18 protein-coding genes, 1 pseudogene and 1 CRISPR repeat array are annotated in these 17,507 nt (G+C 40.4%); of the genes and pseudogenes, 10 read left to right on the top strand and 9 right to left on the bottom strand.

Features of this window, described 5'->3' with window-relative positions:
• The first annotated feature begins 134 nt into the window (after positions 1–134).
• Genes FIS9605_RS0130045 through FIS9605_RS40050 form a run of 3 tightly spaced genes read left to right on the top strand, consistent with a single transcriptional unit; the run spans position 135 to position 3,750 of the window.
• Positions 135–1,241 (top strand): tyrosine-type recombinase/integrase, encoded by a 1,107-nt coding sequence (locus tag FIS9605_RS0130045; RefSeq protein WP_026735884.1) that lies wholly within the window; start codon positions 135–137, stop codon positions 1,239–1,241.
• Positions 1,242–2,852 carry a tyrosine-type recombinase/integrase gene (locus tag FIS9605_RS38645; protein ID WP_051470185.1) on the top strand — a complete coding sequence of 537 codons (1,611 nt, stop codon included), beginning with the start codon at positions 1,242–1,244 and terminating at the stop codon, positions 2,850–2,852.
• Positions 2,845–3,750, top strand: a complete 906-nt coding sequence (locus FIS9605_RS40050; RefSeq protein WP_051470184.1) for a DUF6262 family protein — start codon at positions 2,845–2,847, stop codon at positions 3,748–3,750. The genes FIS9605_RS38645 and FIS9605_RS40050 overlap by 8 nt, the downstream gene beginning before the upstream one ends.
• A 98-nt stretch (positions 3,751–3,848) precedes the next feature.
• On the opposite strand, the gene tnpA is transcribed toward FIS9605_RS40050, so the two are convergent.
• Positions 3,849–4,256, bottom strand: a complete 408-nt coding sequence (tnpA, locus tag FIS9605_RS0130030) for an IS200/IS605 family transposase (protein WP_026735883.1) — start codon at positions 4,254–4,256, stop codon at positions 3,849–3,851.
• Between the two features lie 126 nt (positions 4,257–4,382).
• Here tnpA and FIS9605_RS0130025 point away from each other — a divergent pair, with 126 nt between their 5' ends.
• The 4 genes from FIS9605_RS0130025 to FIS9605_RS0130010 all read left to right on the top strand — a co-directional run bounded on the left by FIS9605_RS0130025 (position 4,383) and on the right by FIS9605_RS0130010 (position 8,849).
• A complete protein-coding gene (locus FIS9605_RS0130025) occupies positions 4,383–5,882 on the top strand; it encodes a hypothetical protein (RefSeq protein ID WP_026735882.1) in 1,500 nt (499 codons plus the stop codon).
• A gap of 390 nt (positions 5,883–6,272) precedes the next feature.
• A complete protein-coding gene (locus FIS9605_RS0130020; protein WP_026735881.1) occupies positions 6,273–6,521 on the top strand; it encodes a hypothetical protein in 249 nt (82 codons plus the stop codon).
• On the top strand, positions 6,518–7,108 hold the full coding sequence (locus FIS9605_RS0130015) for an AAA family ATPase (RefSeq protein ID WP_026735880.1): 591 nt from the start codon (positions 6,518–6,520) through the stop codon (positions 7,106–7,108). Before FIS9605_RS0130020 ends, FIS9605_RS0130015 begins: the two co-directional genes overlap by 4 nt.
• Before the next feature lie 511 nt (positions 7,109–7,619).
• Positions 7,620–8,849, top strand: a complete 1,230-nt coding sequence (locus tag FIS9605_RS0130010; RefSeq protein WP_026735879.1) for a hypothetical protein — start codon at positions 7,620–7,622, stop codon at positions 8,847–8,849.
• Positions 8,850–9,009: 160 nt separating this feature from the next.
• On the opposite strand, the gene FIS9605_RS0130005 is transcribed toward FIS9605_RS0130010, so the two are convergent.
• Positions 9,010–9,381 carry a YybH family protein gene (locus FIS9605_RS0130005; RefSeq protein ID WP_026735878.1) on the bottom strand — a complete coding sequence of 124 codons (372 nt, stop codon included), beginning with the start codon at positions 9,379–9,381 and terminating at the stop codon, positions 9,010–9,012.
• Between the two features lie 823 nt (positions 9,382–10,204).
• Here FIS9605_RS0130005 and FIS9605_RS0130000 point away from each other — a divergent pair.
• Positions 10,205–10,633: an SRPBCC family protein gene (locus FIS9605_RS0130000; protein ID WP_035140456.1), complete on the top strand. Its 429-nt coding sequence runs from the start codon at positions 10,205–10,207 to the stop codon at positions 10,631–10,633.
• Positions 10,634–10,853: 220 nt separating this feature from the next.
• On the opposite strand, the pseudogene FIS9605_RS38635 reads toward FIS9605_RS0130000, so the two are convergent.
• A pseudogene (locus tag FIS9605_RS38635) lies at positions 10,854–11,064 on the bottom strand (hypothetical protein).
• Positions 11,065–11,319: 255 nt separating this feature from the next.
• Positions 11,320–11,736 (bottom strand): hypothetical protein, encoded by a 417-nt coding sequence (locus tag FIS9605_RS0129990; RefSeq protein WP_026735876.1) that lies wholly within the window; start codon positions 11,734–11,736, stop codon positions 11,320–11,322.
• A gap of 500 nt (positions 11,737–12,236) precedes the next feature.
• Positions 12,237–12,585: direct repeats of the CRISPR family, unit length 35 nt; unit sequence TTCCGTCCCCGTGAGGGGAAAGGGTAGTCTACGAC.
• Between the two features lie 795 nt (positions 12,586–13,380).
• On the opposite strand from FIS9605_RS0129990, the gene FIS9605_RS45595 reads away from it, so the two are divergent.
• Positions 13,381–13,785 carry a transposase gene (locus tag FIS9605_RS45595; protein ID WP_231510507.1) on the top strand — a complete coding sequence of 135 codons (405 nt, stop codon included), beginning with the start codon at positions 13,381–13,383 and terminating at the stop codon, positions 13,783–13,785.
• A gap of 323 nt (positions 13,786–14,108) precedes the next feature.
• Here the strand turns inward: FIS9605_RS45595 and FIS9605_RS0129980 are convergent, their stop codons facing one another.
• Entirely contained in the window at positions 14,109–14,486 is a 378-nt protein-coding gene (locus tag FIS9605_RS0129980) for a hypothetical protein (protein WP_026735874.1), read from the bottom strand.
• A gap of 181 nt (positions 14,487–14,667) precedes the next feature.
• Between FIS9605_RS0129980 and FIS9605_RS0129975 the strand changes: the two genes are divergently transcribed.
• The gene (locus FIS9605_RS0129975; protein WP_026735873.1) at positions 14,668–14,895 is read left to right on the top strand and encodes a hypothetical protein; all 228 of its coding nucleotides are present in this window, start codon (positions 14,668–14,670) and stop codon (positions 14,893–14,895) included.
• Positions 14,896–15,062: 167 nt separating this feature from the next.
• Here FIS9605_RS0129975 and FIS9605_RS38625 read toward each other — a convergent pair whose 3' ends face one another.
• The 4 genes from FIS9605_RS38625 to FIS9605_RS44445 form a co-directional block, all read right to left on the bottom strand.
• Complete coding sequence (locus FIS9605_RS38625; RefSeq protein WP_231510506.1) at positions 15,063–15,539, bottom strand: hypothetical protein; 477 nt, start codon at positions 15,537–15,539, stop codon at positions 15,063–15,065.
• A 418-nt stretch (positions 15,540–15,957) separates the two neighbouring features.
• Positions 15,958–16,593, bottom strand: a complete 636-nt coding sequence (locus tag FIS9605_RS0129965) for a hypothetical protein (protein ID WP_026735872.1) — start codon at positions 16,591–16,593, stop codon at positions 15,958–15,960.
• A gap of 253 nt (positions 16,594–16,846) precedes the next feature.
• Positions 16,847–17,128, bottom strand: coding sequence for a hypothetical protein (locus FIS9605_RS0129960; protein ID WP_026735871.1), 282 nt, complete (start codon positions 17,126–17,128; stop codon positions 16,847–16,849).
• Positions 17,129–17,279: 151 nt separating this feature from the next.
• A partial coding sequence (locus FIS9605_RS44445; protein WP_035140454.1) for a hypothetical protein occupies positions 17,280–17,507 on the bottom strand: 228 nt, incomplete at its 5' end.

Genomic DNA, 17,507 nt, shown 5'->3' with positions numbered 1-17,507 from the left:
CTTATTAAATTTTAAATAACAACAACAACAACAGCGTAGCTGATATTAAGTTTTATCACTACGTTGTTTTTATGTACAAGAACAATAGTAATCTAAGTCTATAACGTAAATAGCGATATTAAGGGTAGGTGAGGATGAAAGTCCAAAAAGGTATCCTCCCAGACAGAGAACGTCCGGTTTGGATGGTTCTGGATGACAATTATTTGCCCATTGAGCCAATCCAAAAATACCTGCATTACTTAGATAGTGTGGGGCGTTCTCCTAACACGATTCAGACTTATGCTCACAATCTCAAACTATTCTGGGAGTTTTTACGGGATTCAAAGTTAAATTGGCTTGAAATTAATTTAGAGCAGTTGTCAAACTTTATCCACTGGTTAAGAAACCCTAATTCTGGCATTTTATCTCTTGAATCGCAGGTTTCTAAACGCTCCGAGAAAACTATTAATCATTGCCTAACAACTATTTGTGGATTTTATGAGTTTCAAGAGCGTATAGGGGCTAATGTTGATGTAGATGCTTATCGCTACCAATTACAGCCAGGGCGTAAATATAAGCCTTTTTTACACCACATTAGTAAAGGCAAAGAGGTTAAAACAAGACTATTAAAAATTAAGGAACCAAAGACCTTTCCTGGATGTTTAACACCTGAGCAAGTTAACACTTTGATAGAAGCTTGTAACGTATTACGTGATAAATTTCTAATTAGGTTGCTATACGAAACAGGGCTACGAATAGGTGAAGCGTTAGGGTTAAGGCATGAAGATATGGTTACTGGTAAAACCAATGAAATTCATGTCATACCAAGATTAGATAACGTTAACCTTGTGAGAGCTAAGTCTGGAGTAGAGCGAACAGTTCATGTTAGCAAAGAAATAATGCAATGGTACTCAGCTTATTTAATTGATGAGTATCCAGAAGATATTGATTGTGACTTTGTTTTTGTAGTTATAAAAGCTCCAGGAAAGGGAGAAATCGGCAAGCCTTTGAAATACAAAACAGTTGATAGCTTGTTTAGAAGACTATCTCGTAAGACAGGAATTAAAGTAAACCCTCATTTATTAAGGCATACTCATGCAACAGAATTAATTAGAGCAGGGTGGGATATGGCACACGTTCAAAAACGCTTGGGTCATGCTGATATTCAAACGACAATTAATAATTATGTTCACCTAACAAATGACGACCTAGAAAAAGAGTATAGACGATATCTGCAAAGTCAAAGCAAGGAGCAAGAATAAATGCAAAAGCAAAATTCAACTAACCAAATACAAGAATTTGAGAGGAATAATTTACAAATTGTAGAGGAAGAATTATTAGATGGAATTGCTTGCCCTCGCTGTCAAAGCACTGATTTTAGAAAAGATGGCACTGATAAAAGGAAAACAACAAGAGTACAAAGATACAAGTGTAAATCTTGCAATTACGGTTTCACGATTTCAGGCGTGATAAAAAGAAAAAGATATCAACAAAATTCAATTACTGCTAAAGAATTGGGAATAGCTCATAAGTACCATTACCGTTCCAAAAGCATAGGATTGGATAAAATATATCAACCTTGGTTACGTGAAGGATTTGTCAGATTTATTAGATTTATTGCAAATCGTAGCGAATTTAGTTCAATAGTGAATCACACAAGTCATATAAACCGTTTTTCTAAATTTTTGTTAGACAGATATCCAGCGATAACCATCTCTGAATTAGACCGTAATGTAATTTTAGAATATTTAACTACTATAAGAGGTTTAAAACACGCGAGGCAATACATTGGTTCTTTAAGGCTATTCCTAGAGACTGGAGTAAGGAATAACTGGTTCACAGTACCACCTTACTTAATTACAGATGATGACTATCCTAAAAAAATAAAACCTTTGCCTCGATATATTCCAGAAGAGGTCATGCGGCAACTAAATGAACATTTAGATAAATTACCTGAACCAGTAATGCGGATGGTACTTGTTCATCAAGAATGCGGCTTTCGAGTTTCAGAACTAGTAACGCTCCGCTTGAATTGTTTACAAGAAACACCAAATGGAGGTTGTTTCATTTTATATACAAATTGGAAATTGAATAAAGAAGATACTAAACCAATTTCGCCTGAGTTAGCAAAGGTAATTAAAGAGCAACAAGAATACATTTCTCAATATTTGAAAGATTTTGATTATCTTTTTTGTGGTCAAGAACATTATCAGAAAGGTAAATTTGGTTTTACAGAAAGTTTTATTCCCAAGCCGCAGCCAATGAGAAAAGAAAAATTTACTAGATTCTTAAAAGAATTAGCACATAAATATAACATTACAGATTCAACTGGAAAAATTTGGAACTTTCAAAGTCACCAATTTCGCCACACGGTAGGTACACGAATGATTAACAATGGTGTGCCTCAACATATTGTCCAAATATATTTAGGACATGAATCACCAGAAATGACTATGGTATATGCCCATATTCATGACGAAACGCTTAGAAAAGAGATAGAAAAATATCATGAATCAAGAGTAGTTAATTTCCAGGGTGAGACGGCTGAATTAGACGAAACGGTGCTTTCTAGTAATGATGATTTAGAATGGTTCAAAAAAAATGTACAAGCCAGAGCATTAGAACATGGCTACTGTGCTAGACCCAAAATGTTAGGTGATTGCGATATTCCTGGTTTTGATGGTTGCTATAACTGTCCTCATTGGAGAACTAATAAAAACTTCCTGCCTGTCCTAAAAGACACTTTAGAGCGTACCAACAATGTTTTAGAGAAAGCTCAGAATTGCGGTTGGCAGCTACAAGTTCATAAGAATATGCCTATCAAAGAGAACTTAGAGAAAGTGATTAAAACCTTGGAGGCAGACAATGACTAATAGGAAGATAGAAGCATTACGCTCTAGCGCAGCACAGAAAGCTAAAGAATCAGCAGAACGAGTAGAAAAAGCACTTGAGAGGATGATAAAACAGGGTCAAATAGTCAGTTTTAAATCTGTTGCTCAATCTGCCAATGTATCGACTGCTTACTTGTACAAGCAGGAAGATTTAAGAAACAGAATTGAAGCTCTGCGTGACCAGCAGAAACAAAAACCTAAATCTAAACAACCTCCAGTAGCATCAGATAATTCTAAATCAGTAATTATTTCCACTTTAAGGGAAGAAAACAAGAAGTTACGAGCAGAAATAGAAGGACTTCGTAGAGTTAATGAAGGATTAGCTGGTAGGGTTTATCACTTACAAGGTGCTGAGGAGTTAGCAGAAAGACTCAAGTCTGAGAATGCAGAGTTCAAACAACAATTAGAGGAATGCCGCCAACAACTACAACAATTTACAGCAGTAACAGTAGAAAATCCTAAAGTAACATCATTAGAAAAGAAAAGAGCAGGGCGTTCAAATATTAGTGACAAAGTTAAACAACAACTTGATTCTTTAGGTATTCAACTTAATTCAACTTTAACTAAAACAATTAAATCCGTATCATTAGAAACTGTTTTAGATGCGATAGAAGCTTTAAAAGAAGCGATCTCTGATGGTGATGTTGATAAACCTGGAGGTTGGTTGAAAACAGCTATTGAGCAAGGATGGAAACCCAATGGGAAAATTCAAATTAAATCGGAGTTAGACTTATTCAGTGAATGGTATCCAAAAGCCAAGCAAAAGAGATTAATTCAAGCTAGTCAAACTACTAAAGACGGCATCATGATCTACACTAACGATGAAAAGTGGATACCTTTTTCGGAGATGTTAGCTCAGTATCCACTTGAAACGTTGTAGAAAATGACAACAGCGTATAATCACTTGCTTATCTACGTTGTAGACTTTAAAAACGACATAAGCGAGGTGGAAAGGCGACACGGGCAGTTTTAACTGCCTTATTTGTAATGATGTGGGTCATTGATGTATCTCTCAATTACAGATGAACTAACTTTGCCTGTTGTGTCGTAGAAATATGCATGAGTCCACAGTGTTGGTAACTTGAGTAAATGTGGAAATTCTTGCCTAAGATACCGAGATGACCTACCTTTAAATGCTTTAACAATCGAATTGATGGGTGTTTCTGGGTCATGCTCAACTAAGACATGAACATGGTCTGGGGCAATTTCCAAACATTTGATTATCCATCCTTTTTCGTTAGCAACCTCAGTTAATATTTGGCTCAATCGAAGTTTAACCTCTTGGACTAAAACAGGTTTTCTACGCTTGGGAATCCAAATGAGATGTACCGTTGCTGAACCCACTGAATGGTTGTTATGTCGGTATTTTCTATCACTTTCTTTCATGATTATCTTGTATATAGCCGGAACCTATTGACAGGTATCTTAGTCTAGGTTATTGTATAAGTCAATGGGCTATAAACAGGCAAGGAGGTGATTAGATATACCTCGGAGTACTAAACATCATTTGTATTGGAATTGCCGTTAAAGGTAGACAGTAAGCAAGATTCGCAACTACAAGCAAAGTTCGACGCAGCTATGCGGCTGTATAACAATGTACTAAGAGAAGCAAAAACGCGGATGGAATTAGTACGTAAGTCAGAGGCATATCAAGTAGCTAGGAAGATACCGAAAGACAATAAAAAAGAGCGAAGTGCTGCTTTTAGTAAAGCACGTGACGCATACCGATTTACTGACTATGACTTACAAGCTTACGCGAATCGAGCAGCTAAAGATTCAAAATGGATTGCTCAAAACATAGATGCTCAAACTCAACAAAAATTAGCAACTCGTGCATTCAAAGCAGTTGAGCGTGTTCTATTTGGTCGAGCCAAAGATGTTCGGTTCAAAGTCCAAAATCGGTTTCGCTCAGTTGAAGGTAAGACTAACAAGCAAGGTATTAAATGGAAGAAAGACCGAGTTGTTTGGGCTGAGCTTGAGTTCAAAGCAATCGCTGATTTTGATAATGAGGTCATCAAGCATGGTTTGTCTTGTCCAGTTAAATATTGCAGGATTATTCGGCGTGAGCTAAATGGTAAACGCCGTTGGTTTGTGCAGCTTGTTTTGGAGGGAACGCCATTTCAAAAGCCAAAAAACAAAGTTGCAGAAGGTTTGATTGGCTTAGACCTAAATATCTCCAACATTGCTTTTGTTGGTGACAATGCTGCTGGATTATTACCTTTTGCTGAAGGTGTACCAACTTTCACCAAAGAAATAACCCAACTGCAACGAAAGATGCAACGTTCATCTCGTGGCTTAAATCCTGATAACTATGAGCCTAATTTCAAGGCGCGCAAAGGACGAAAAACTGTTACTAAAAAAGGTAAGGTCAAAAAAGGTAAGCTCCAATGGAAAAAGTCTCAAAACTATATCCGAGTTGCACAAAGAAAGCGCGAATTGGAGCGTCGTAAAACGGCTTATGCCAAGTCTCAAAACCGACGTGTTGTCAACGAAATATTGAGACATGGCAAAGATATTAAAACCGAAAAGGTAAGTGTGAAGGGATGGCAAAAACGATATGGCAAGGCTATATCTGCTAAGTCCCCAGGTTTTGTTCAATCAGAATTGAAACGCAAAGCTGAGAATGCTGGCGGTTCATTTCAACGCTTCTCTACTTCATCGACTGCACTGTCTCAAACTCATTTAGACGGTAGCCGCACCAAGAAATCGCTGTCAGAGCGAGTCCACTACGATGTTACGGGCATTGCTCCCCATCATCGGGACTTATTCAGTGCATTCTTGAGTAGACATGTTAATCAGGAAGATATGTTGTCGTTGCAGGATGCTGTAAACGAGTATCCACGGGCGGAGCCGCTCTTATTGGAGGCATGGCAACATTCAATAAACCGTAAGCAAGTAGGCGCGTCCGAAAGCAGGAAGTCTGATTCTCCCTTAGAACGGTTCTCCAATCAGCCAATAACCTCTAGCCAGATAGCCAATACGGGCGAAAAGCTAGCTGGGGATGTGGCATGAATCCCCGCACCTTCAGGTCGGGGAGTGGCTCAACGTGCTTTTTATCCCTATGAATTTAGTTTCTTTTACATTTGTGGAGGGGAAACGAAGTCCCTCCTCACCCGCTCACAAGGCGTGAACCTTTGCAGTTGGATTTTCACACCACCAGGAGTGCAAGTGCTTGTTTGACAGGAGCGATGTCTGCGACAAGCTGCTCAGCCTGAAGATTTGCAACATTGTTGAAGGTACTTGAAGTTTGGATGACTTCAGAAAAACTCGGAATTATTGAGCCTCAAAATTCGTCTGACTATGTGCTTGTATTATGACTTTAACAGCATCGTTCAACGATTTGTTAAAGTATAAACTGAAATAACCAGTTCTATCTGGGCTTGAACTAGGGGAAAAATTAAGATGATACAAGGAAATACTGAGTCTGATAACGGTAAACAAAGTGAATTCTCTCGATGGGGAAAAGAACTCTCTCGGCTAGCACAAGAAGGCGTGAAAAAAGAAATTAGCAAACATAAAGTTGCTGGTCGCCCAATATTTTATTCTCTAAAAGGTGTACCGATCATGGAATTATCAGATGGTCGTTGCTTTGAATATCAATTGCGCTCAGACGGAACACGAGAAATAATTCGTGAAGTTAAGAGTCGATGACACAACCAAAACCTACCCTAACTATCATTGCTGGGCCAAATGGGTCGGGTAAAAGTACCTTTACTCGTGCAACTCAAGAAGCTTTGCGAGTACCAATTATCGATCCGGATCAAGAAGCACGACAACTTCGACCTGATGATCCCCAAGCAGCAGCAATACTTGGTGGAAGACAAGCAATAAAACGCGCTCGTGCTTACCTGACCAATAATGAAAGCTTTGCGGTAGAAACAACACTATCTGGCCACACATATCTGCGGATGATGGCAGAGGCTAGACAAAAAGGGTGGCAAGTCAACCTTATTTATGTTGGAATCGATAATGTAGAAATAGCAAACGAACGTGTTGCTACTAGAGTTGCACAGGGTGGACACAACGTACCGGAAGAAGACATTCGGCGTAGATATACACGCAGCCTGTCTAATTTATCAATAGCAATACAGCAGGCTGACCAGATTTTAATCTTTGATAACTCAACATTACAAGGGTATCAACAAGTACTAACCATTGAAAATGGAAAAGTTACCCAAAAAGTGCGTGAGCTACCTGAATGGTTAAAAACCTCACTTAGACAAGAATTTTTTGAATAGAACAGAGCTAACTGTAAGATTGGCAATCTGGTTAACTCCCGTGTTCTGACAGGCGTTCGGGAAAATTTTTTACCACATTCTTCTCCAACGCCCCAACAAGGGCATTTTATATTTGCAAAAACAAGTTTTTACTCATGCTACTGCTTTGTCTTCATTTATCTCAAGTATGGGCTTGATGATTGGAGACAATCTTGAGAACACTCCCCGATATTAATAACGGGGATTCGTCCAAGATATAGTTGCGCGTAGCGATCCTGGTAATGGGTAATAGCTAATTGGTAATTAGAGAGACTCCAACAAGTTCCTTCACGCCAGAAGCGATCGCTTCTTATCACTATCATCCATGTGTCTAGTAAGTTGGCATGATAAAAAGCTATTATCAATATATTCATCCGGTAATAGTGTACATCTTGAACTAGCAGCAGCCTTTGATGGGCTAGTTTGACGAGCACGAGCAACAAAAATGTACCACTACTAGAAGGGATAGTGGTTTTGGTAAAACTAAAAGTTTATGAATAGTCAATCGCAATTACAGCCGCCGCCAGAAAGTTTGGTCGCTCCATTGTTGGAATTACGAAACTATTATGCTCAAAGCGTAGAAAAATACGAAAAGTTATACACCTCAGCTTTAGAGAATCTCAAGCACGTAGAAGCATTATTATCCAACTGGTCTTCACAATCAAGCGTTGAAAACAAGCACTCAACAGCCTCAGTGACAACTGAGATATTGCCTGATCATGTGGGTGAAAATGGGTTGTTAGGCAATAGTAATAACATTACTGAAACTTCAGCTAATTTAGTAGAACCTGTCAATGGCTTTGTTGCACAAACAAATGAAGAGGAGGTAGAGAATTTCTCCCAATCAAATCAAAATATCGAGATGCCGTTAGTAACCGATGAGGTAGTTACAACTGTTGACGAAGAAAAATCATTGTCAGAAAACAGCGATAAAATTACTGACTCTTCGCCCGATTTAGTAGAACCTAACAAATCCGAAGTTTCACAAACAAATGATTTAGAGATAAATGAATCATCAGATGAATCCACGCACTCATCTGAGGAGCCAGCGTCAACATCTACGGTTATAGAGACATCTTCAGATACTCAACCCAATTCGCTTTCCAGATCAGATATTCCGATGCTCTTGGAGTATCAGTCTTTAAGCCGCAGCGAAGCAATCCAAAAAATATTGCAACAATACGCAGGCAGTATGTGTCACATAGATATGCTCGTGCGATTGCTGTATGGTGAGTTAGAGCCAGATGTATTCAAAGTAGTAAAAGGCAGAGTTCAATCTACGTTGACTCATGGCAGAGAAAGCGGCAAATGGTTTTTGGTTCCTGGCAAGCCTGGGCATTTTACTTTGGACTTAAAACTGCTCAACTCGAAGAGTACTAGTTCTTCTAAGAAGTCTTCTAAGCAGGAGAAAAACAAAGACAAAAAACCTTCATCACAGGCGAAAACTAATACTATTCCAATGCAAGGAGAGTTTGAAGGAAAATTTTTGATTGATGCGATTACTTCGTTGCTGCAACAGAATCCCAGAAAAGTTTTTGATGTGGCTGAAGTGATTAACGAACTATACGGAAAACTCAACCCATCGCAAGTGCAACAAGTAAAATCGAATGTGTTAAGTGAATTGTCGCGGGGTTATCGCGCCGGACGATTCTCAAGAGTGCCTTCACAAAAAGGACTTTACATTTGGGACTCCAAGTTACTACCATCCGTCATCCGTAATTGAATGGGTTTGGTGGACTCAACAAAATCTACAAAAACTGCAATCGCACTGCAATGACTTGTTCGACGGCGCATTAGGATAAAAAGAGGTTGATTGTCGTTGCTTGAGTGTTGATTTGCACTAAGGTGAAACCATCAAACATGGAAGTACTCATATCAGTGTTTCACCAAGCAGCCAGCCTGCCGATGGTAAAGGGGTCGCCGATCAGCCAGCGCCACGAACCGTCTGGCTGACGGCGGGCGACCTCGATCGCATACACGGACATTTGCTGCGGCGAGGATATCTTCCATTCAGTGTGCATCAGTGCGATGTCGCCTGATTGGATGACCTGCTTGATGTTGAAATCAAAGATAGCCTTCACCGTCGCAAAAGGGGTCAATTCCTGTCTGAGTTCTTCCTCGCCCTTCTTTAGTTCGCCTGATTGATTCAGAAAGACCGCTTCCGGGTCGTAGACGCTAAGTACTGAGTCAATATCGCCTTGGCCCATATACTGCTGGAAAAGGCGGCAGATTTCTTCAGGACTTTTTGCTGACATTTTTATACCTCGCTTTCTCCCCTAATTTGGCAATAAGCGAACAGTCGCGGCAACTACTCACGCTCAGTGCCTAAACGCTACTTCATGCCGCCCAACAACCAGATCTAAAATGAGCGATCGCCGTAAGAACGCGGTCTAACCAGTAGTGTCCTTATCAGCATTCTCAGTGAAAGGAACGGCGAAGGCTTCGCCAGAGTGCGATGAGCACAAAGCGCAACTTAAGGGCGGCGAAGCCGCTCCAAAGGAGCTAGAAACTGTATGAATTACCAAGATTTAGTTCGAGTATACTGATCTGAATATTAACTGATCTGTGAACTGGCAAAGTCTGTCTTAGGAAGGATAGACAAAGTAAGTTGAAGGACTCTAGGAACTTCCAAATAAAAAATCACTGAGTGGTTTTGAAATGATTGGTCACGCATTCCTCCTTTTAAAAAATAAGCCAGCCTTGCCAACTGCCCAGTAGGGCAGTTGGCGACCTCACCGATAAATTTATCTCTACCATAATGTCCACAAAGTCAACAAATTAAGCCTTTGACGATGTGTATATTTTCCACAACGTTGCTAATATCCAGGCGTTTTCGTTGGCTTATGTCAAGAGTGAACGTTGTCGAATAAGTTAAATATACTTTCCACAACGTCTCTAAACGCCCAAAATTATCTACCTTGTTGTTGTTGTTTAGATAAATATTTGTGGCCTAGATAAATAAATCAGGAGGCTTGTCGAAAAAATATAAGGCTGGCTTATTTTTTAACACATTAAATCCCTCGTCAGACAATACTCTAAAATCTCTGGGATGACGTTGAGCACTAAAGCAGAGTAATTATGACAACATTTGCAATAGAAAAAGATTTATCAATCAATGTGCCGCCAAGTGTCCTATTTGATGCACTGACGAACTCAGACAAGATTGTCCAATATTATCCCCTCAAAGAAGTTATATCGACTTGGGAAGTTGGTAGTGAGATTATCCTCAAGGGAAGTAATGGAGACAAAGATTTTACGGATTACGGAAAAATTGAAGTCTTATTGCCTAATGAAAAATTTCAGTACACTTACTGGAGCGATAATCACGGTACAGATAGAGTACCAGAAAACCATTTGACTATTTGTTATACACTCAAAGAAACTGATAATGTCACCAATCTCAAACTGGAACACAAAAACTTGAAGTCTGAAAAGATGTATCTTGAAATGCTCAATGTTTGGGATTTGTTGCTGTCGAACCTAAAAGATTTTGTTGAAAAAAAGTGATGGATTAGCGTTTAAATTAATTATCTGTAATGGCTAGTGTTACAGATGTGTTGAAAAGCCAAAAATAAAACACTTGGCAACAACAGTTACCAGAAGTAAATCAACATATCTATAACACTATTCACTGCTTCAATATCTGCGAGCGCTGATACTATTTAGATATGTTTGCAAGCAGGTAGTAGAGATTTTTCTATGTTCTGAAGTTGTTCAGCCAGAAATTTCAATCGTCTAAAAAACTCATCAATGCTTGAAATTCAAGGTCTTGTGGCTGTGATAATTGAGATTGTAGCTCTAACAATTGACTTTGTAATGCTTCTGCTACATAAACCATATTAGATGATTGTGCTATTTTTAGCTGAGTTTCTTTAATCTTGAAAAGTCGAAGCAGGTAGTTTTCACGCTTGAATTGAATCATAATGTTGAACAATCATAGCTTTAAATCTATTAAAAGTTTATGGAGGTGAAATTAATTAAATTTACTATCTATGTATGATTTGGCAACTGTATAGATTTTTAGTTATGTTGTATAAATAGTATTAGTGCAAACGTATCATTAGCGATAGTTAGACCATTACCAAATATCGAGGATACAAACCAAGCGCGATCGCCCCTCTTACTCCATCATCAGAAACCGCTGCATCACAAGCGTGCACATCCACCGCCTCCCTATTGCTCCAATTCAAAATTCAAAATTCTGTCAGGCAAAATTTAAGAAACAATTTTGAATTTTGAATTATTGTGACATCGCAAGCACAATCGGAGGCTTCCTTGCCCAAGTAAACCACTGACTCACAAAGCGCATTCACCACATTCTTGTCCTTAGCCCGACTGCGTTTGGAGCAAGGCGTGAGGTGGGAGCAGTTGGGTTGTGGCACCACCAGGGGTGCAAGTGCTTCCTTCAGTCGGGCGATCGCGCTTCCTTCTGCATCAAGCGCTTGGGGGTATGAAGTCAGCTGATGCAAACAGTAGGCTCTGGATTTGGGATTGTAGTTGGGCGATCGCGCTCTTGTTCCGGCAAGAATAGCCGCAAGCAACGCCCTTAGTTGAGTACAGTAGCCAGTTTGCGACCAGATGAACACCAACAGCCAACAAGAGGCAATCATCCGGTAATTGTTGATGGCGATTTGTTTAGCTTCGGTTTAGCGTGTGCAGTCATCCCAAAAGCGATGGCGCACTGATGCGGACTGTGGATTTTCTGATGCAGGACAGTTGAAGAGGCAAGGGTGCAGGGAGCAGGGAGCAGGGGGAAGAAGCAGAACGTTTGCGCTTCACTGCGTTAGGTGTGAGCGTAAGCCCTCCTTACTCCTTCATCAGAAACCGCCGCACCACAAGCGTGCACATCCACTGCAAGGGGTGAAGGCTTCTTAACGACCCCTTTTTCGACCCCTTTTTCGGAGCGTGATCGCTGCCTTGGGACTAAGCCCCAATATAAGAGTCCATTCCTCTACAAAAGCTCCCACCATTTCTTGTTCGGAGCGCGATCGCTGCCTTGAGAGTATCCTCTATTTCCCAGGGGAATAAGCTTTTGCGAGATTTTCTCTTTTTCTTAGACATCATGCTATCAACGCATGTCACCAATTCGGTTGTTGTGCTTTACTCAAGTTTTCGTCCCCGTGAGGGGAAAGGGTAGTCTACGACTTATCTTGAAGCGGTCGCATTATCGCTCAACACGTACCAACTGTTTCCGTCCCCGTGAGGGGAAAGGGTAGTCTACGACTTCACCTGAAGTTTAGGGTTTGAACACAAAGGAGAGTACTCATCGGTTTCCGTCCCCGTGAGGGGAAAGGGTAGTCTACGACTTTGAAGCACTCGTAAATAACGAGGGAAACGAAGACTTCCGTCCCCGTGAGGGGAAAGGGTAGTCTACGACCACACAATCCTGACCTACGCGTTTCACCAGGAAAGGAAACAACGGCTTTCCGTCCCCGTGAGGGGAAAGGGTAGTCTACGACCCTACCCTGTAGAAACTCTTACTATATTTGGTTTTCAAGGTGCAGTTGCGCCATGCTACGGAAGTTATAATGTAATTTAATTGCTCCGTACTGTTCTTCAAAAACATTTTGCGCCAAATATTGTTTCTATAATGAATTTAACCAGAAAACACGAACAAGTCAAGTCAAAAAAATCTGATTATCTCCGGTTAGCTAAATATTGCTTAGCTTAAGTTGATATAGCTTGCTGCGTCATTTTTAAACTCCTTTTTATATTTCGTTACAATCTAGCGTAAGCTTATACAGGGCTAGTTTCAGCGTTTATATATCAGTCCATGCTTCAACTGTGCCCTTTACAAAATTAAATAATGAGGTAGCCTCATTATTTTCTTGTTGATAACTGATGAGTGATTGTTGTGATCGCCTGTTGCATGAGGTGGAATAGCCGCAAGCAACGCCCTCAGTTCAGTACAGTAGCCCGTTTGTGCCCAAATGAACACCCTCAGTCTAGCCCTGGCAATCCTCCGATAATTGTTGATGGCGATTTGTTTACCTTCGGTTTGGGGGTGCACAATACTAATTCGTCTTTGACCCGCGCGATCGCACGCCTGTTGCGGACTGTGGATTTTCAGAAGCAGGACAATCTAAAGATTAGATTGCCAGTGGTTACAACAATTACATACTTATGGTTTACTATCGGGTTCATTTCGTCCAGAAGACCAAATTTGTGTCCTCCGCAGTTACATCCGTCAAAGAGATAATTTGATTAAGAGTGGTTGCGTCCATATACAAAGGATGCAAAAAGCTTTGACTCAAATGAATATACAATTACATCGTGAGTTTGATTTGCGTACCCATTTATATCGTATTAGTGGTGTTGATTTTACAGCTGTTGACGGTAGTGGTGCTTTAACTGTACTGGTATTAGTGTCTGAGCTTAGTTTAGACCCAACACGCTTTCCCACAGTCAAGCACTTTACCTCATGGCTCCCTTTGTGTCCTGGTAGTCGTATTACTGGTGGTAAAGTTAAAAGCTCTAAAACTCGTCCTGTTGCTAATCGTGCTGCGACTGCCTTGCGTATGGCTGCACAAACCCTATGCCGTAGTCATTCTGCTAGTGGTGCTTACTACCGTCGTATGCAATCCCGGATGGGCGCTCCAAAGGCAATCACCGCTACTGCTCATAAACTCGCACGCATTTTTTATCGCCTTTGGACATAGCAGCGATCGCTATACTGACCCTGGTATTGATGCTTACGAGCAACAATATCGAGAGCGCACGCTGAAAAACCTAAAGAAAAAAGCTCAAGCTTTTGGCTTAGAACTCATCCCTATTTCCAACGCTACGGAATGTGTTTCTTGAAAGATACGTCAAAGGGATAATTTAATTAAAAGTCTAAGGTATTGCTGCTAAGTTCGGACAACTTCAAATAGTGCTGGATAGTTTAGAATAACAGTCATTATTACCTAAAAAGTGACTTTTTATTTTTGTATCGGGGTGTGGTAAATGCACCCAGTTACAGTCATTTCCTAAATGATTGCAGTTAGCTAGTGTAGTTCATGCCTAACTGCTCGCTCGTATTTTGATTACACAGAGTTGTATTGGTCTTGCAACGTTCTAGCTTTTGTTGATACTCTTGTTTGGTATTTACTAATTGAAACAACAAAAACCCAATTGTCAAAAATGAAATGATTAAATAGATAAATAAACCACGTTTGTCATCTTTAGTTTTGGCTTTTGAAACTTCTATAAAATACTTCAATTCACTAATTTCTGTTTCTTGATTTTCAATTTGTTCTTCTAAGATAATGATTTGATAGATGTATTTTTCTGGCAATTCTTCAAGAGGTATATCTTCTATTTGTCTGGCTAATTCATCCCATCGGTTCTGCCATTTTTCTAGTTTTTCATGTTCTTTCATTTTTGCGATTCTCCAAACAGGTTTGATGTGTGGGGTGTAGTAGATACACCTCTTAATTAAGTTTCAATGTATTTCGGCTCCTTGCAAAATAAGTAATTAAAAGGCAACTCTTAACTCTTAACTCTTAACAGGGAATAGTATAAAAACTTTAGTTATGGGGAAGGCGTCCACTTAGATTAGAATGCGCGATCGCGCTATCTTTGAAGAAAAAATCTTTAAAGGGGACAAGCAAGCTCAACAAGAAGTCAAAGAAATTATCTCTGAACTCATGGCTAGAAAAAATCAATATTTTGCGAAGATTAAGCGTTTTATAGTTCAATACAACTTAAAAGATACAGGTGAAGAATATCATCTTTCTGTTGCTTCTACTTTGTTTGAGATAAAGCCAGAAGATATGGCAGATTCTTAAAATTATCGAGCGTGCCTGGGGTGCTTAATGTAACTAAAGTATCAACGCTCTTGAATCGCAAAAAAGATCGCCCCCTTTAAAACTTCATCTGACCTAATAACACATCCAGTCCCATTTCCAGGTCGGATTTCTCCAGCACCTTTTCAATCGTTCGGTCTTTTAACTGGTTAGCCAAAGCCAAAATCGCAGCATTTGCTCCTTAATCGTTTTTCTAACTGCTCTGTTAGTCTCGCGATTTCCTTTTTTTGGGTAGCATTCAAGTCGAGTGTCTTCCACCTGGCTAGTTGTTCTGCATAAAGGTCAAGGAATTCTACCTGCTCACTATATAATTTAATCACCCGCCCCACCGTGTAATCATCCAGGATGTGAGGGTGAGTGGATGCTTGTTGTAGAGTTTCATATTGCTTAACAGCATCTACTAATCCATCATCAATCATCTTGGCAATGAGAGGCAATTGACTGATGGGTTGCCAGTTTGGTGTTTGGTTGCGACGATTTGGCATGATAGTTTCCTCAAGGTAATGCCTGACCGTACCAGATGGAGTAGCACTGGCACAATCTACCCACTGTTGGGAGCGATGAAATACGGCTCTAGCCCTTGTTACTCCTTCATCAGAAACCGCCGCCTGACGGGGCGTGCACATCCACCGCCAAAGAGTGAAGGCGTATACACGAGTGCTTGTTCGGAGCGCGAACGCTGCCTTGGGAGTTGACTCGCCCAATTAAAGGGAGCACTGACAAAGCGCATTCACCACATTCTTCGCCTTCGCCCCACTACGTTTCTCTGTTGATAAACAAGCCAGCGAGGTTGTCGCACCAGCAGGGGTGCAGCGCCTCTTTAACACGAGCGATCACTCAAACGCACATTGCCCCAATGTTTGTTGACCACTCCCGCTCCAAGGTTCTGGGTTAATCCTAATACCCGTTCAGGAAATTCTCAAGCCGCCTTAGCCGGGGATTTAGTACTCAATAACTCGGACAATTAAACTTTGTTTGTTCCATTTATTATGCTTTTCGGTAGAATTTTGGTGATGTTATCAAACTGTTGTTAGACGTTCGTCTTTAAATCTGCTGTTTTCTAGTAAGAGATTGGACTAATATTCTAAGCAGAGTTTCAATATCTCTTGGCAAAACGTATGAATCTAATCCTTGGTCAAGATGTTTGGCTTCTCTATCAAGGACTGCAAACTGCCAAATCTGTCCTGTAGTGATTGCTCCAACTAATTCGGGTTGTTGTTCAACTTTGGGCGATCGCTCCCATAGGTCGAGGGCAATCAATTCTGCAATTAGTTGAGTAAAGCCGTAGTCTAGATCGTCGCGTTTAGCTTCAATAACTAAAAGCTGACCAAGATTATCAATGCTGAGTAAATAGTCAAGGTTCCCTTGTAATTGATTGGAAACATTAACAGGATATTCAACGCGTACAAGAGCATCAGCAACTTGAACAACTGTCCTAACTATGGGCGCAATAAGCATTTCTCGTTTTGCCTGTTCGTTCATCGTCACCAGGCGCGGCAGAATATCGTTAATGTCTGCGGTAAGTGTTTCTAGACGATTGATAGCGCCTTGGTATTGGGGTAATTGTAATGTTGTTCGCCTAATGCTGTAGCTAAAGTATTCAGCTAAATCAATTGGGTCAATTCTAAGTTCTGAATAATTACTGAAGGTGTAAGAACGATTGGTGTCAATAACAGCCATTATTTTAGCACTTTAGTAAGAGTGAATAGAATCAATAATTCTGTTAGTCAGGGATAAAACTTTTAGAAAAAAAGGCAGTTTTGGCAGAGCGCCAGAATGCCGCTCTGCCTTCCCTAGTAATCAATCCGTGGGCGAATCGAAAATTAATAAGGCTGCCCTTTTGTGTTGGTTTCATCTAGGTCTGTTCTAAGAGCGCTATTCATTTTTGATGGTGACAATCCAGTTGTATTTATGCTTTTGAGTGACTTGAAGATTAGTCATGGGCTTGGTTGATTAATCTCAGATATAAATCCACCGATTGCCTAACAAAATACGAGCGTGAACCTTGGAGTTTATCAAGTGCTTCAATTTGGTCGGGGCGCAAACCAACCCCAATTTTAATTAATTCCTTCGGTTTATCTGGTGCTTCGTTGGGGACTAAATTACGAATGGTTTTTTTAGAGCTTTTGGGAAGTGCCATGATTAGGAAATGCGATTTGAGAGATTTGGATGGAATCACATCAGTCCAGGGTGTCGAGCGATAACGAAAGAGCACCCCTTGTTTTGCTAATTAATTTCAGTATCAATGATTTCCTGATGCTTAGGGATACTGTTTACTTCGGTGTAAAACATTGCTCAAATTCTTAACTGCACTAATTATAATTTCTTTTAGCTCAAGGTGCAACTAGAGTTTTGCGAGTGTCGCTTCACACGCTTTTCAGGTGATAGTCCTCCCCAGGAGTGAAGTTGGCAGTTTTGTTCGGAGCGTAAGCCCTCCTTACTCCATCATCAGAAACAGTCGCATCCTCTGAGCGCACATCCACCGCCAAAGAGTGAAGGCGTATACACCACTGCTTGTGAGGAGGGCGATTGCTGCTAGGGTGCTTTCTAGCCCAAGTAAACCACCGACTCACATCCGTTGTCACCACATTCTT

It is taken from the genome of Fischerella sp. PCC 9605, from assembly GCF_000517105.1.
Classification (GTDB): domain Bacteria; phylum Cyanobacteriota; class Cyanobacteriia; order Cyanobacteriales; family Nostocaceae; genus PCC9605.
This window is presented reverse-complemented; position numbering and strand designations above follow the sequence as displayed.